Source organism: Prevotella sp. OH937_COT-195 (assembly GCF_003932845.1).
In the GTDB taxonomy this organism is placed as follows: Bacteria; Bacteroidota; Bacteroidia; order Bacteroidales; family Bacteroidaceae; genus Prevotella.
In genome coordinates this window covers 31,733-47,225 of sequence record NZ_RQZH01000004.1, presented here as the reverse complement: position 1 = coordinate 47,225, position 15,493 = coordinate 31,733, and the positions used below count along the sequence as shown (strand labels likewise).

Here is a 15,493-nt window from a genome sequence, read left to right as displayed (position 1 = left end):
TACCGTATTTGGTATTGTAATAAAATAATTAAGGTATGAAACTCATGTGCAAAAGTACAAAAATAATTCCAAACCATGCTTTCTTTCCTTCTATTTTATGCTTAAATATGTAACTTTTGGCTGAAAAGAAATAAAAAGTCATGGAAAACCATTAACTTTGTACCTTGAAAACTGCTTTTATGAAATTTAAGATTACCAAAAACAGATATATAGAGGGCTTTGGCGTGGTGGTTGTTTTGCTTGCCCTTGTACGATGCGTGTTTCCCGATATTGCCAAACCTGTTGCGAAAGAACAACACACGGAGGTGGGTGATAGTGCCGCGGTAATGGAAAATTCTGCAGCAGATGCCGTTCCCCGTATGTCTGAATCGTTGCAAATCAAAACGTCAAAATTCTTCGATGCATCGGGAAATGTGCTGAAACACAAGATAATGAGCGTGCGTAATTACAAGGAGACTTTTCCCGATTCAAACGATGTACAGTTGCTCTCAGCCCGCAAGTGGGGCGTTCGTCCCGTGGAACGTCGCGCGGATGCCGAGAACGACAAGGCCGGACTTGTATATATCGGGGCAAATCCTTATTATGAAATTGACCCGATGAAACGGAGTATTCCATACCTTGTCCCGCATGCCGCATCGCTACTGAATGATATAGGGCGTGTTTTTTTCGACAGTCTTCAGATAAAGGGACTGCCGCTAAACAAATTTATTGTAACGAGTGCCACCCGGACGAGGGAAGACGTTGCGAAACTACGCCGTCAAAACAAGAATGCCACGGAGAACAGTTGCCACATGTATGGCACCACTTTCGATATATCTTATACAAGATTCAAGCCCGTTTCAACGCTTGTCAGGGACGACCAATTGAAATGGGTATTGTCCGAAGTACTCCGTGACATGCGTTTGAACGGGCGTTGCCATGTGAAATATGAAGTGAAACAAAGTTGTTTCCACATCACCGTGCGATGACGGGCATTTTTTTAATAGTCGTCCTCCTCAACGATTTCTGTTGCCTCGAGTGACAATGCCTCGGGGTCTTCCTCGATGGTTGTGCGATAACTTTCCTCGGTCAGTTTATCCTCGTCATACTCGTCTTCATCGTCAATTCGGTTGTATGTATCAACAATTTCCACGTCCTCATCGTCAATATCCTCGTTGTCAATGATGTTGTCTTCGTTGCCGTTGATGTCTGATTTGGTGTGTTGATGTTTCACCTTGGGTTTCTCTTTTGCGAAAATAGCCTCGACCCAACTGCCTTTCGATATTTCGAGAACCTCGAAACCTTCGGCAATTTTCTTTTCATACATGCCGCCTTTCTTGTGTAGTCTGTCGGCGGGAAGTGTGGTGGTGCTTATGTCGAAACCGTGCTGTATGATGTCCTGAATACTCTGCGACAACGACTCCCAACCGCCTCCGAAATTTCTGTCGAGAACCTCTATGAGTTTTGCTGCCGATATATGTCTGATATTCTCGTATGTCAAGTCGGTAACTCTCATTATGGGGCGTTTCTTCACTGCCCATTTTACATTCCCGTTTTCGTTGGCACATACCTGTGCAACCTTGAACCCTCTCGCCTCGTATTTCTTGATTGTCTCCGGTCTGTCAACTTTTACTTCCTCAATATCGAATGCACTCTTTATAATATCCGTATAGCGGCGCATGTTTTCTTTCAGGTCGGCATCTTTGTCTGCCGCTTCGAGCATGCGGAAGATGTCGTTTTCCTGAACGTCCCAAACGTTGCTTTTGTTTAATGTTTTAAGTGTCAAAGCTTTATTTGCGTTTTCTTTCATAATGATTTTTTAATGTCTGTATTAATTTTATATACTCCTTACACCTTTGCCCGTAGTTCGGCGGACAATAATTTGTTTTTCGTCTGCAAAAATACTATATCAAAATTCTATTTGCAAGTTTTTATATGAAAAAAACACAGAAAAAGAAATAATTCTTGCCCCTTGGTTATTATTCTCCGGAGTTATATTTCTTAAAATATCGGACTTGTTTTGTGCAAACCTTTCGTAGTGTTGCAGTTGTCGTACGGCAAAAGTGGAAAGTCATGCCGTCCTCCTGCTCAACATTGTTTGTCCAAAGTATTCGGGACTATTGGTAAAACAGGCGAATTAGCAAATCAAAACAGGCGAATTTGTAAAGCAATTCAGGCGAAATTACAAACTAATTTCGCCTGAATTGGTCATTTAATGCCACGTTTGTTGAGCGCATCGGAGTATTTTTTGGCATTTTGCAGATGCTCTTCGTATGTTTTGGCAAAGTTGTGCGTACCGCTTAAATCTTCTTTTGCACACATATATAAGTATTCGTGTACGGCATGATTCAGCACGGCATCGATTCCGGCAACTGTTGGTATGCGTATCGGTCCGGGTGGCAGTCCCTTGTTTCGGTAGGTGTTGAACGGACTGTTTACAGACAGATGTCCGTGGTATATGCGTTTCAGTTCGAATTGTTTCAAGGCGAACTTTATGGTGGGGTCGGCTTGCAGCGGCATGTCTGCGCGCAGTCTGTTGAGATACATCTGCGCCACCATGGGCTTCTCGGCATCGTTTGCCGTCTCCTCATCCACTATGCTTGCGAGCGTTATCACCTGAACCTCTGTCAATCCCAAGTTCTTTGTCTTTTTTCGTCGGTCTTCGTTCCAGAAAATCCGGCTTTCTTTCTGCATTCGGTCGAGCAGTTCGCGTGCCGATATTGTCCAATACACGTTGTAGGTGTTTGGTATGAAAAGACATGCAATGGTCATTGTGTCGAGTCCGTATCGTGAGCATACGGCGGGGTCGGCGAGTGTTTTTGCCAATTCGAGCGAGTCTGTTTGCAGTTTGTTTCCCAATATTGCCGCGAGTTTTTCTTTAGTCCTGACGCTTGGAATAGTGAGGCGTACCGGTGCCTGTGCTCCGTTCCTCATGTTTCGAAGCAGTTGCAGTGCTCCCGTTCCCGGCTTCACGGCATACCTGCCCGGAATAATTCTCTCCCCGTATCCGCTGTGGCGTGCCAACATTGAGAATGCTGCCATTCCCGATGTTGTCGTCATTGTGTCGAGTTTTGCAAACACCGAGTCTGCGTTGTCGTCTTTGTCTATGTATATAAAGTGTTCTTTTCCGTCTTTCGCAATAGATGCGAAGAGATAGAAATATGCTGCTCCCGCCACTATTGCCAAGCATATAAAAATGGGTATCAAATATGTTTTTGATGCGATTTTCTTCATTATGAATGTTGTTTATATTTGCTTATTTCGTGTGCAAAATTACAAAATACAGATGTTAAAAACGTTATTTTTTCCTTTTTTTTTTTTTCTTTCACTTTTTCTTTTTAACTTTGTAGCATTTATTTGAAAAATGCAAAATAACGATTGAATAAATGAAGTCTCCAAATAATAGGTCTTTTATCTTGACAGGCATCGTGACGATTATAGACTGGTTGACGTTCAATGCAGTCTTGTTTCTGTGTTACATGTTTAATATATGGCCTTATTTCGACAATCATGTTCTTGTGTTTTCTGACATGTTTGTCGCCAATATATCATATTTAATTTCTCTTTTTTTTGTCGGCATCACCCTGCACGACCGTCATTCCACACCTGTCTCGGTGTTGCGCAACACATCTCGCACCGCTGTGTTGTTCATCATGGTTAATGCCGCGGTATTGGGTATGGCACATCTTGTGGTGCCCGGTTTCTGGCGTTCACTCTTTGTGGCTGCGGTTGTTTTCGGCTTTGTGGGTGTTGAGCGAATGTTGGCTCGCAACTTGTTTAAGAAAATAAGAGGAATGGGAAAGACCAGCATTAGCACAGTCATAATAGGTTATGGCTATATGGTCGAACGTGTCACCGATGTTATGTTCGACCCGTGGAACGGCTACAATCTGTTGGGTATCTTCTCTTCTGATAAAATAGACGACAAGTATAATCGGCTGGGTAATACGGAGGATGCCATGGAGTGGCTCGAGAACAACAATGTTGACGAAATATATATATCGGCAAATGTATATGACGATGATGAAATAAAGCCGCTTCAGAAACTATGTTTCCGCAGAATGATAAGGATGTATTATATACCGAAAAGTTATTCCACCCAATACCGGAAAACTTATTTGGTGGAGATGGGTAATGCATACGTCATGGCTCTGTATAATGAGCCGCTGATGAGTGTAAGGCAACGAATAAAGAAAAGAGTGTTCGACATACTGTTTTCGCTATTGTTCCTTTTGCTCATGTTCCCTTGGGTGTTTATCATAGTTACTGCAATAACCAAGTTGACCATGCCCGGACCGATATTCTTCAGGCAGAGACGGACGGGGTATGACGGCAAAGATTTTTGGTGTTATAAATTCCGCTCGATGAAAGTTAATTCCGACAGCGACAAAGTGCAGGCAACTTTGGATGACCCGCGGGTAACTAAGTGGGGAAGTTTCATGCGTCATACCAACATCGACGAACTGCCACAGTTCATAAACGTGCTGTTGGGCGACATGAGCATCGTTGGTCCGCGTCCGCACATGCTTGCACATACCGAGTACTATTCGGGAAAGATAGGCGAATACATGATACGCCATTATGTTAAGCCCGGTATTACGGGTTGGGCGCAGACAAATGGCGAGCGCGGAGAGACAAAGGTGGTGGATGACATGGCAAGAAGGGTGGAGAAAGACATCTGGTATATCGAACATTGGAGTTTTTGGCTCGACATACAGATTATATTAAAGACCATAAAGGACATGTTGATGGGGGACAAAAAGGCGTATTGATTGATAATAATGATATAATGTTTATATAATGACAATAGCCATAGACTTTGACGGAACCGTGGTGGAACACCGTTATCCGGAAATTGGCGCGGAAATTCCGTTCGCTACGGAGACTTTGAAAATGCTCATAAAGGATCGTCACAAACTCATATTATGGAGCGTGAGAGAAGGAAAACTGCTCGACGAGGCAGTCGAATGGTGTCGTGAGAGAGGCGTGGAGTTTTATGCCATAAACAAAGACTATCCCGAAGAAATTGTTGAGAACAACAACCATTTCAGCCGTAAACTGAAAGCCGACCTGTTTATCGACGACCGTAATATAGGAGGATTGCCCGATTGGGGAACAATTTATCAAATGATAAAACACCGCAAATCGTTCGAAGACGTTATGCGAGAACGCCTCGGACAAGTGCCGGAATATGACAAACCGAAGAAAAAACATTGGTGGCAGATAGGCTGACGGCAATATAATGCCGGCATGATACACTCGGGTGTTCCCCAAAATCTTTTGTTTTTCTCAGAATGTTTTGCGAAACCGGCACGGCTCTTGCGGGTCGTTCCAACGCGAGCAACCGTATGCCGTCTTGCCTTTTATAATTTTTCCCTTGCCGCACAAAGGGCATTTCATGCCTGTTCGAATACGTTTCGTGGCAACTTTTGACGTAGTTTTGTCGCCTTTCGGCAACTTTGTTGTGGCTGTTGTTGCGGCATCGGTGGTAACGTGACGGTTGGTATTGTCGGCGAGTACTTGATTCACTATCTGTGCAACTTGTTCTTTCAATCCGTTTATAAAATCTTCCGGCGAACCTCCGCCATGTTCAATGTCGCGCAGACGTTTCTCCCAAATACCTGTCAGTTCGGGGCTTTTCAGCAGTTCCTCGTGTATTATGTCAATAAGTTCTATGCCGGTTGGCGTTGCCACGAGATTCTTTTTCTCCCTTTTTATGTAATTACGCTTGAACAATGTCTCTATTATTCCCGCACGCGATGATGGTCGGCCGATACCGTTTTCTTTCATTGCCGAGCGCAATTCATCGTTATCAACGAATTTTCCTGCCGTTTCCATGGCTCTCAGCAGAGATGCTTCGGTGTAATGTTTTGGCGGTGTGGTGGTCTTCTCGGTCAGCGTAGGTGTGTGCTCTCCGCTCTCTCCCACGGCAAAGTCGGGTAATGTGCGTTCCTCGCTTTGGTTTCCTTTCGTTTCCACATGTGTGCCGGCAGTTTGCTCTTGTGTGTTGTCGGTATTCTGCCCGTCATATACCACGCGCCAGCCTTGGTCGGTAATCAATTTTCCGTTAACTTTGAACTCGGTGTCTTCCACTTTCCCCAATACCGTTGTCGTTGCGAATTTGCAGTCGGGATAGAATGCCGCTATGAAACGGCGTGCCACGAGGTCGAAAACTTTTTGTTCGGCATCGGTAAGTCCTTGCGGCGGAATACCGGTGGGGATTATGGCGTGATGGTCGGTTACTTTGGAAGTGTCGAATACTTTTTTCGACTTTTTCAGCGGTTTGCCTCCGAGTTTTTTTACCAATTCTGCATACGGACATCGGCCGGCAAAGGTTGTCTGAAACAGTCCGTTCATCGTCTGCGGACACTTGGGATATATGTCGTCTGAGAGATATTGCGTATCCACGCGTGGGTATGTGGTGAATTTCTTCTCGTAAAGGCTTTGTATGAGGTTGAGCGACATCTCCGCCGAGAATCCGTATTTCCGATTCAAATCAACCTGCAACGATGTTAGGTCGTAGAGTGCTCGCGGACTTTCGGTTCCGTTCTTTTTCTGCACATCGGTCACTACAAATGGTTTTTCGGATATGGTTTCGAATGCTTTCTCACCTTCTTCCTTTGAAGTGAACTTGCCGCTCGTGGCCGTGAACTGCGTGTCGCGATATACCGTGGCGAGTACCCAGTATGGTTCCGGCTTGAATTTGTCAATCTCTTTTTGGCGGTTTACAATCATTGCCAGCGTGGGAGTCTGCACTCTGCCTATGCTCAACACCTGACGGTTTTGTCCGTATTTCAAAGTATAGAGCCGTGTTGCGTTTATCCCGAGCAGCCAGTCACCTATGGCACGCGACAGTCCGGCCATGTATAGTTGTTGGTATTCTTTCTGATCTTTCAGTTTCTCGAAGCCTTCGCGTATAGCCTCGTCGGTCATCGACGAAATCCAAAGACGCTTTACGGGACATTTCGCGCCGGCTTTTTGCATCACCCAGCGTTGTATCAGTTCTCCTTCCTGTCCCGCGTCGCCGCAGTTTATTATGCCGTCGGCCGCCTGCATCAACTGTTGTATAACGGCGAATTGCTGCTTTATGCTGTCTTGCCCGATAAGTTTTATGCCGAATCGTTGCGGTATTATGGGCAATGATGCAAGACTCCACGCTTTCCACATCGGCGTGTAGTCGTCCGGCATCTTCAGTTCGCACAAGTGTCCGAAAGTCCATGTTACCTGATAACCATTGCCTTCCATGTATCCTTTTCGCTGCGACGTTGCACCTATTATTCGTGCAATGTCGCGGGCAACGCTTGGTTTCTCTGCTATACAAACAATCATTACAATTCGTCGTTTTTCGCATGCAAAGGTAATGTTTTTTATACGAAATCCATTCTTGCAAGGTTCAAAAAAAGGCAGAATGGTGCGAACGAATTGTGATACAATCGGTTTCGAATTTTAAATCATTTGGCTTAAAAACTCGAAAAGACGGGCTTATTTCAACCTCGTACATGTAAGTCCATCCGAAACATTGCTGTTTCTTTAACCAAAATCGGTCATTAGACCGCATTTGCTCAGATTTGCCATTGCCGTTACGCTTCCCAACTGCTTTTGCCCGCTTGCTGCCATCTGCGCAGCCGTTACATCTCGATGCAGCCCGCCACTCCTTCGATGAAACGGATGCACATCTGCTCAACAATCGAACAAAATCGGTTGAGGGTTCTAATGACCGATTTGGGTTTAAAAATGATGATTGGTAAAACGGTAACTAATAAAGTTGAATGCGGTTTGAAATTCATGTGTTGTTCTCGGCAAGGATACTTTTATTCCAAGGAAAGGAATAAAAGAGTATTCTACGGATTGGTAATACATTTTTTGTAATAAACGAAATATATTTGCGTTATCAATATAAAATCTATATCGTGAGATAAATCTTTCGAATTCATTAGATGGAACAAAATGAGGAACGAACATCGCATCATGGCAAACAACCCGTTGCTATTTGTTCTTGTTTTATAGATACAATTATTTATATCATACAATGAGTGAATTTATAAGAGCATTATGCAGTAATGCAAGAAACGAACAAATACTCGCAGAATACGATTACTTCGGCGGGCTGATTGGCGAATGGGACATTGTGTGGAACGACCACTTGGAAGATGTGGAACCAAGACAAGTAAAAGGCGAATGGATATTTTCGCGAGTTTTGGATGGAACGGCTGTACAAGATCTATTTATCGTTCCTTCTCGTTCCGAACGCTTGCGAGATAAACAACCTGATGCCGAATACGGGACTACGCTCCGCATTTTTAATCCTAAAACTATGGCATGGGATATTTTCTACGGTTGTATGGGCGAGGCAATCCGGCTGACTGCTTGTAAAATGAATAATGATATTATTCTGACCGAAAACACAACGAAGAAAATGAGGTATGTGTTCTCGGACATAACGTCTTCTGCTTTCCGATGGAGAAAAGAGCGAATGAACGAGAACAAAGAATGGCAAACCATTGCCAGAGTGGTAGCTAATAGAAGGTAATTTAACAAAAAAACAGGAAGATGGCACGTGCAACAACAAAGGCTGATTTAGTAACAGCCGCCAACGGACAATTCGACAAAATGTGGAAACTCATAGATGGTATGAGAGAGGAAATACAAAAGGCGAATTTTGCCGACGAAATGGCATCGGCAGGAAAAGAGATTCATTGGAGCCGGGACAAAAACTTGCGCGACGTGCTTGTGCACTTATACGAATGGCATAAGTTGTTATTGGATTGGATAAAAGCTAACAACGATGGTGAGAGTAAACCATTCCTGCCCGAACCATATAACTGGAGAACTTATTCTTCTATGAACATCGAACTTTGGAAAAAGCACCAAAGCACACCTTTGGAAGAAGCAATGACAAAATTGAAAGAAAGTCACAAGGACGTAATGTCATTGATAGAAAAATTCTCCAACGATGAACTCTTTGCCAAAGGTGCATTTGATTGGACGGGAACCTCCATGCTCGGCTCTTATTGTGTCTCGGCTACTGCAAGTCACTATGATTGGGCGATGAAGAAGATAAAACTTCATATCAAAACTTATAAAGAATAAAGCCAAATCGTATTAAGTGGTAAATTACACAAATTAAAAATGATGTTATTCACCGTCATTGGTTATATGGCATAGATCCATGACCATATTATTAATAAGGTGGCAGCGGAATCTGTCACCTTTTAAAATAAAAATACCTGTCTTTTAAAACTTGCGGAATGCTCTAAGGAATATCTTTTTGTGTTATTACTGTTACAATAACGAGTCTTATCTACGACTCAAAATACCGGTATATAATATTTTTAACGAATAAGTCAATTCTTCGAGCGGCATCATTACTGAAAGGAAATTCTCATATAAGCGTAGGTACTAAAAACATTTCGTAACTCATAAAGTTTTTTTGTAGCCGATAACGTGAACCAAAATGACATTTTTTTGCCCGAAACGTGTTATTTTATACAAAATGTTTCGAACTTTCGTTTTTTTTATTATCTTTGCAGTATTTAATAGATAATACATAGTCTTTTTATTTATACATAGTAGGTTTTAAAAATACATTATGAAAGTAGGTCTGTTTATACCGTGTTATGTTGATGCCGTATTTCCCGAAGTGGGTGTCGCGACATATAAGTTGCTTAAACATCTTGGCGTTGACGTAACCTATCCGCTAAACCAAACATGCTGCGGACAGCCTATGGCAAATGCCGGCTTCGAGAAGATGGCTGTGCCGTTGGCAGAGAAATTCGAACTTATGTTCAAAGGATTTGATTATGTCGTTGCTCCTTCGGTGAGTTGCACGGCATTCATAAAACTTAATTATCCGCGACTGTTGAAAGTGCGACACGAATGCCTTACGGCAGGGAAGATAATGGATGTTGTGGAATTTATGCATGATGTATTGAAAGTAAACAAGTCTCTCGGCAAATTAAAAGCCAAGGTAAGTCTGCACAACTCGTGTCACGGAGTGCGTGAACTCGGACTTTCATCGGCATCGGAACAGAACATTCCAAAATTCAACAAGATAAAAGACCTTTTGCAGTTGGTTGAAGGAATAGAGGTGGTGGAACCCGAACGCTCCGACGAATGTTGCGGTTTCGGAGGAATGTTCTCTGTGGAGGAAACGTCGGTAAGCGAGCAGATGGGTATTGATAAGGTACGGCGTCACATTGAAACGGGAGCCGCCTATGTCACCGGACCGGATTGCTCGTGCCTGATGCACATGGCAGGAATATCCAAGAAACGCGCCATGCCTATCAAGTTTAAACATGTAGTAGAAATTTTAGCAACAGGATTATGAGTACATCACATTCATTGGCAGCAGACAAGTTCCTTGCGAACAGGAAATATGCCGCATGGCACGATACAACTTTTTGGTCGGTACGCACCAAGAGAGACAACATGGCAATGGGTTTGGACGAGTGGGAACAGTTGCGCGAGAAGGCTTCGCAGATAAAAAGGCACACCGTTACCCATCTTGACGAATACCTCGAACAGTTTGCCGAAAACGCCGAGAAGAACGGCTGCATCGTTCATTGGGCGGGCAACGCATCCGATTTCAACGAGATTGTCCTCGGCATTCTGTGTGAACATCGCGTGAGGAAATTGGTAAAGAGCAAGTCGATGCTCACGGAAGAATGCGACATGAATCAATATCTTGAGATGCATGGCATAGAAGTGGTGGAGACCGACCTCGGCGAGCGTATAATACAACTTAAGGGGCAGAAACCGAGCCATATCGTAATGCCTGCGATACATCTTAACCATGATGACGTGGGAGAACTCTTTGAAGAGAAACTCGCAACCGAGCGAGGCAATCACGACCCGGCATATCTTACATACATGGCACGACTAAGTCTGCGCAACGAGTTCCTCACGGCAGAGGCAGGAATGACCGGTGCCAACTTCGGAGTGGCAGAAACGGGAGACATCGTGGTTTGTACAAACGAGGGCAATGCCGACATGAGTACATCGTGTCCCAAACTGCATATTGCCGTCATCGGGCTTGAGAAAATAGTGCCAAACTACGACAGTCTTGCCGTATTCCAGCGAATGCTTTGTCGTGCCGCGACGGGGCAGCCCACTACAACCTATACCAGTCATTTCCGTAAAGCGCGACCTACGGCAGAGAAGATGCACATCATATTGGTGGATAATGGACGCTCGGAGTGGATTGCAGATCCGGAGCATTGGGAAATTCTGAAGTGCATACGGTGCGGTTCGTGCATGAACACATGTCCGGTATATCGCCATTCGGGAGGTTACAGTTACAGTTATTTCATACCGGGTCCGGTAGGCGTCAATCTCGGAATGCTGCGCAACAAACAACTGCATTCGGGCAATGTGTCGGCATGTACGCTGTGTCTTAGTTGCCAGACGGTATGTCCGGTAAAGATAGATCTCGGCGACCAGATATACAAGTGGCGGCAGCATCTCGACGAATACGGTACAGCAAACAATCAGAAGAAGATAATGTGTAAGGCAATGAGTTTCTTGTACGGCAACACATGGTTGTATAACACGGCGTTGAAATTCGCACCCGTTGCCAATTATGTGCCGGCATTCCTCATGGAGTGCAGTCTTAACCCTTGGGCGAAGGGACACAAGATGATGACATTCCCGAAAAAAAGTTTCCACGACATGTTCAAAAGCGGAATGCTGAAATGACATTGGCAAATCTGTAACTTTTAACATATAAAGATTAACTTGAAAGTTTATGAGTAACAAAGAAATTATCCTGTCGCGATACAGGGCAAACATAAAGCAACGATTCGACATGCCGGATCTTGATGACATAAAGGGTGTTACATATCCGGATCTATTGCAACAGTTCGTATCCATGAGCAAGAATGTCGGCGGAAAAGTGGTAGAATTGGCAGAAGGACAAGACATAAACAGTCTCATACGCGAATTATATCCGGATGCGAAAGGGATTGCGAGCAACCTTCCCGAGATAACGATTGCCACACGCAACCCTGACACAATTGGTTCGCCGCAGGCTCTCAACAATACAGACGTTGGTGTGATAAGAGGTGTGTTCGGAGTTGCCGAGAATGGTTGTATATGGGTTCCGCAGCAGACAGAAGAGAAAGTGGTGTATTTCATTTCCGAAAATCTCGTCATATTGCTGAAGAAATCAGAGATGGTGAACAACATGCACGAGGCATACAAACGCATCGAATTCAACAACTACGGATACGGAGTGTTTATAAGCGGACCATCGAAGACTGCCGACATAGCACAGGTTCTCGTAATGGGAGCGCAGGCTGCACGCAGTGTTACCGTGGTGCTGTATTAAACAACGCATTAAATGAAACAGGAAGAGACAACATCAAGACAAAAGGGGCAACCGGAGGAACACAAAACTACGGTTCGGGAAAAACTTTGTCTGCGGATTAAAAAGTCTTTTCCTGCAAATCGTAAGACTGAAACGGCGACGATGCGGAGATGGATTGCTGCGGTTGTGCCACTCCTGCTGACAAGTGGTGCGGGATTGTTGCTGTTGTGGAGCGAAGCCGGGCATCGCCAGAAGACAGCCTGCCACATAGATTGCTCAAAATATATCATGCAGAAAAACGACATTTCGGAAAATGAAAACGGTGGTCAAACCGCAGTTGTTGGTGATGCCACGACTCCACAAATACATTTCAAAAACAACAAAGAACACAGTTTCAGTATTGGCGGAAGAAATTATACGATAAAATCGGAGGTGGTTGACGGTAAGTCGGTCATGCTTTTCGTAAAGGTAGAAGATAAAATTAACGTGCCACGGGATTTGACCGAAAATATTTCCACCGAACGGGTGCGGCACGATGATACGCATCAGGTGGTGCGAGGTTCCGAATTTTCCGTAATGCCGAAAACATTCGTACCCACTCCGCGTTTCCGACACCATTTCACGGCAAGCCTCGTGGCAAGCAACATTACATTTGCTAATGTAAAAAACAACAATGGTGCGTTGACAAATCCGTCTATGCTCAACCGATATGACAATGGCGGCAACAATGCGGCCGGTGGTACTCTCTTCGTGCCGCGTCTTTCTCTTGCGGGGCATGAGGAGCACACCGAACACAAGGCTCCGCTCACCATCGGACTAAGGCTCGGGTACGACATTACTCCGAGAATGTGGGTGGAGTCGGGAGTGCAATACAGCAAATTGTCGTCGACGTTTGTCAGAGAGATGGGCGGCAACAGACAATCGACCGAACAGGCATTGCACTATGTGGGAGTGCCGGTCGGGGTGGGGTACAGGCTGTTCGACTTTGGCAGGTTGTCGTTCTACGGTGTTGCCGGTGCGCAAGCCGATTTCAATGTCAAGCATGACGGCAGTATAGAGAGCGTTGAGAAAGAGACAGTGAAAGACGATGTACAGTTCTCTGCCAATGCAGCCCTCGGCGTACAGATAAAACTCACGTCCAATCTCGGCATTTATATAGAGCCGGGTACACGTTACTATTTTGACAATGGCAGTGACGTGAAGAACTATTACAAGGAAAATAAACTCAACTTCAACCTGCAAGTCGGAGCGAGATGGAACATCGGAAACAAATAAACGTTGTGTTTTACTTTCAATTTCCGCAGTTTTCTTTCGGCTTTAGCAGCACATAGTTGTCCTTGTGCCATATTTTCTCGTATGGCGATATTGAATACAGAACCTCACGAACATGTCTGAAACGTTCGGTTTCCTGTTCCTCGTCGACAAGCAGGTAAGGCAGCCGTTTGCCGTGCAAGCCGCGTTCGTAAGCCGTGCGCAGGTAACGTTCTGCCATGCGCGGGGTGGAGAAAACGTCTGTGAATATCCCGTAAGGCTTGCATTCGAGCACCGAAATCATTGTTATTGAGAAATTGCATATCAAGTGACTCCCGCGCGGTATTCTCGGTTTTACCTCCTTTATCATTTTGTTGTGCAGGTCGGCATTATTCTTGTTAGTAAACAAATGGCGCGTGGCATTGCTGTCTATGGTATATCTGCAGTCTATGCGGTTGCCGTCTTCCATCATCGGTCGGAAAATGTTTGTCACGGTAAGACCTATGCAAATCGATGCAACTATATATTTCACAGCCGTCGTTTCTGTCCGGAACGACGTTTTTTTGTTGCCCCTTGAAATTACCGAAACAGCCAATGGCAGTGCAAGGATACACATGCACTGACCGTAGAACTGGCTCGTACCGTTGCTGCCTGCGGGGAAAACAAGGGGTATGAACATGGAGAGGGCTGTAAGCGAAGAAATCTTGACGATGAGCGACGAAGGCTTTTTGTCCGCTTCGTTCCGAGAGTTGCTTCTGCCGAAACCTATGAGAGCGGCAAGCGACGGGTTGGTAAGGTTGATGCTCTTCCTGCCATAGATGTCGAGCAGGAAGACGGCAATACAAAAGCCCACCGTGGCATTTGCCGATATTCCGTCTTGCCGGACTACTAATATTATTGCTGCGGCAAGTATGGAGAAAGCCGTATGTAGCAACATTCTGCCTGTCTGTCTGCCTGCCAATATGAAGCCGTACATAACGAAAGCCATGAACAATGCCATCCTCATTTCACCAAGAATGTCTTCAAGGTAGTATCTTATAATTGATTTCATGTTGTGCGGGTCGTTGCCGTCTCCGCTTATTGATATGAGGTCTGTCATGGTAAGTCGCAACACTCCCGACGTGCCATCGACCCATGCCGTGCAAATGACGAGCAGACAGCCGGCAGCCATGCCTGTAAAGAACGACATGAGATGTTTCTGCCAACAAATCTTTATTCCGTAATACTTGGAAATAACCATTGCGTAAAAAGGCAGCAGAAGGAACGACAGGTTTACGAGTCGGAGAAAAAACGAAATGCCTATTACTAATCCGGACATCGCGATGTATGCGATTTGTCGCCTGTCAGAGTGCAACCCCTTGTGGTACAACAGTATTGCACATACGAGCATGAAGATTGAAAGGTCGTTGTAGTTTATCTCGCTGTATGCACCGTATTGTGCAAACACGGTCATTGCGAGTCCGGCGATGATATATTTTGTCTTTATCAGTTTTCGCAGGTAAAGGTAGATTATTGTCTGTAATGCAAGCAGCAAGACTATGCGCAACAATCGCATGCTGAGCAAAGTGTCTATGCCGAAAAAATTGCATACGGTGCCGCACAGATGATATGTTAGATACCACTGTCCGAGGTAGTATGTCGTCAACGGGTCATCGTTGAAATGCCGGTAGCCGGATATGTATATCCCCGTGTCGAAATATGAAATTCCTTGAAGTGACGTGATAAACAAGAATACGGCAGCAAAGGCAAGGTAAACGGAGAATATCCGCAGACCGTTTCCGTCTCCGTCGTTATAATGTGGAATATCGTTTGTTTCCGTCATTTTATTCAAGTTTTTTTGATTTTGTTCCATATCATTTCCTTTAACATGCCACCGTGTTTTTCCGGTAATATCCCGATTTAATGCAATTTCGGCGGTTTTGCTTACCAATTTCAGCGATATTGTCCATCAATTTCGGC

The 15,493-nt window shown here is 44.7% G+C and carries 14 protein-coding genes; 10 read left to right on the top strand and 4 right to left on the bottom strand.

Features of this window, described 5'->3' with window-relative positions; genetic code table 11:
- Positions 1-179 precede the first annotated feature (179 nt).
- A complete protein-coding gene (locus tag EII32_RS03015; protein WP_199741384.1) occupies positions 180-968 on the top strand; it encodes a DUF5715 family protein in 789 nt (262 codons plus the stop codon).
- An 11-nt stretch (positions 969-979) separates the two neighbouring features.
- Here the strand turns inward: EII32_RS03015 and EII32_RS03010 are convergent, their stop codons facing one another.
- Complete coding sequence (locus tag EII32_RS03010) at positions 980-1,789, bottom strand: hypothetical protein (protein ID WP_199741383.1); 810 nt, start codon at positions 1,787-1,789, stop codon at positions 980-982.
- A 398-nt stretch (positions 1,790-2,187) separates the two neighbouring features.
- Positions 2,188-3,213 carry an endolytic transglycosylase MltG gene (mltG, locus tag EII32_RS03005; RefSeq protein WP_125233979.1) on the bottom strand — a complete coding sequence of 342 codons (1,026 nt, stop codon included), beginning with the start codon at positions 3,211-3,213 and terminating at the stop codon, positions 2,188-2,190.
- A 152-nt stretch (positions 3,214-3,365) separates the two neighbouring features.
- Between mltG and EII32_RS03000 the strand changes: the two genes are divergently transcribed.
- Together EII32_RS03000 and EII32_RS02995 are read left to right on the top strand one after the other, a co-directional pair.
- Entirely contained in the window at positions 3,366-4,751 is a 1,386-nt protein-coding gene (locus tag EII32_RS03000) for an exopolysaccharide biosynthesis polyprenyl glycosylphosphotransferase (RefSeq protein WP_125233978.1), read from the top strand.
- A 28-nt stretch (positions 4,752-4,779) separates the two neighbouring features.
- Positions 4,780-5,211, top strand: coding sequence for a BT0820 family HAD-type phosphatase (locus EII32_RS02995; protein ID WP_125233977.1), 432 nt, complete (start codon positions 4,780-4,782; stop codon positions 5,209-5,211).
- Between the two features lie 57 nt (positions 5,212-5,268).
- On the opposite strand, the gene EII32_RS02990 is transcribed toward EII32_RS02995, so the two are convergent.
- Positions 5,269-7,308: a DNA topoisomerase 3 gene (locus EII32_RS02990; RefSeq protein ID WP_125233976.1), complete on the bottom strand. Its 2,040-nt coding sequence runs from the start codon at positions 7,306-7,308 to the stop codon at positions 5,269-5,271.
- Between the two features lie 239 nt (positions 7,309-7,547).
- On the opposite strand from EII32_RS02990, the gene EII32_RS02985 reads away from it, so the two are divergent.
- From EII32_RS02985 to EII32_RS02955, 7 genes are all read left to right on the top strand, one after another.
- On the top strand, positions 7,548-7,727 hold the full coding sequence (locus EII32_RS02985) for a hypothetical protein (RefSeq protein WP_125233975.1): 180 nt from the start codon (positions 7,548-7,550) through the stop codon (positions 7,725-7,727).
- Between the two features lie 281 nt (positions 7,728-8,008).
- Positions 8,009-8,509, top strand: coding sequence for a hypothetical protein (locus EII32_RS02980; RefSeq protein ID WP_125233974.1), 501 nt, complete (start codon positions 8,009-8,011; stop codon positions 8,507-8,509).
- Between the two features lie 20 nt (positions 8,510-8,529).
- Complete coding sequence (locus EII32_RS02975) at positions 8,530-9,069, top strand: ClbS/DfsB family four-helix bundle protein (RefSeq protein WP_125233973.1); 540 nt, start codon at positions 8,530-8,532, stop codon at positions 9,067-9,069.
- 499 nt (positions 9,070-9,568) lie between these two features.
- Positions 9,569-10,306 carry a (Fe-S)-binding protein gene (locus EII32_RS02970; protein ID WP_125233972.1) on the top strand — a complete coding sequence of 246 codons (738 nt, stop codon included), beginning with the start codon at positions 9,569-9,571 and terminating at the stop codon, positions 10,304-10,306.
- Positions 10,303-11,673 (top strand): lactate utilization protein B, encoded by a 1,371-nt coding sequence (locus EII32_RS02965; protein ID WP_125233971.1) that lies wholly within the window; start codon positions 10,303-10,305, stop codon positions 11,671-11,673. Before EII32_RS02970 ends, EII32_RS02965 begins: the two co-directional genes overlap by 4 nt.
- A 49-nt stretch (positions 11,674-11,722) precedes the next feature.
- Complete coding sequence (locus EII32_RS02960; protein ID WP_125233970.1) at positions 11,723-12,304, top strand: lactate utilization protein C; 582 nt, start codon at positions 11,723-11,725, stop codon at positions 12,302-12,304.
- A gap of 12 nt (positions 12,305-12,316) precedes the next feature.
- Complete coding sequence (locus EII32_RS02955) at positions 12,317-13,558, top strand: porin family protein (RefSeq protein ID WP_125233969.1); 1,242 nt, start codon at positions 12,317-12,319, stop codon at positions 13,556-13,558.
- 16 nt (positions 13,559-13,574) lie between these two features.
- On the opposite strand, the gene EII32_RS02950 is transcribed toward EII32_RS02955, so the two are convergent.
- Positions 13,575-15,356 (bottom strand): hypothetical protein, encoded by a 1,782-nt coding sequence (locus tag EII32_RS02950; RefSeq protein ID WP_125233968.1) that lies wholly within the window; start codon positions 15,354-15,356, stop codon positions 13,575-13,577.
- Positions 15,357-15,493 lie beyond the last annotated feature (137 nt).

Coding starts and splice junctions, on each gene's coding strand:
- EII32_RS02980 (WP_125233974.1), top strand. CDS start 8,009: ATGAGTGAATTTATAAGAGCATTATGCAGTAATGCAAGAAACGAACAA.
- EII32_RS02995 (WP_125233977.1), top strand. CDS start 4,780: ATGACAATAGCCATAGACTTTGACGGAACCGTGGTGGAACACCGTTAT.
- EII32_RS02960 (WP_125233970.1), top strand. CDS start 11,723: ATGAGTAACAAAGAAATTATCCTGTCGCGATACAGGGCAAACATAAAG.
- EII32_RS03015 (WP_199741384.1), top strand. CDS start 180: ATGAAATTTAAGATTACCAAAAACAGATATATAGAGGGCTTTGGCGTG.
- EII32_RS02950 (WP_125233968.1), bottom strand. CDS start 15,356: ATGACGGAAACAAACGATATTCCACATTATAACGACGGAGACGGAAAC.
- EII32_RS03010 (WP_199741383.1), bottom strand. CDS start 1,789: ATGAAAGAAAACGCAAATAAAGCTTTGACACTTAAAACATTAAACAAA.
- EII32_RS02990 (WP_125233976.1), bottom strand. CDS start 7,308: ATGATTGTTTGTATAGCAGAGAAACCAAGCGTTGCCCGCGACATTGCA.
- mltG (WP_125233979.1), bottom strand. CDS start 3,213: ATGAAGAAAATCGCATCAAAAACATATTTGATACCCATTTTTATATGC.
- EII32_RS03000 (WP_125233978.1), top strand. CDS start 3,366: ATGAAGTCTCCAAATAATAGGTCTTTTATCTTGACAGGCATCGTGACG.
- EII32_RS02975 (WP_125233973.1), top strand. CDS start 8,530: ATGGCACGTGCAACAACAAAGGCTGATTTAGTAACAGCCGCCAACGGA.
- EII32_RS02955 (WP_125233969.1), top strand. CDS start 12,317: ATGAAACAGGAAGAGACAACATCAAGACAAAAGGGGCAACCGGAGGAA.
- EII32_RS02970 (WP_125233972.1), top strand. CDS start 9,569: ATGAAAGTAGGTCTGTTTATACCGTGTTATGTTGATGCCGTATTTCCC.
- EII32_RS02965 (WP_125233971.1), top strand. CDS start 10,303: ATGAGTACATCACATTCATTGGCAGCAGACAAGTTCCTTGCGAACAGG.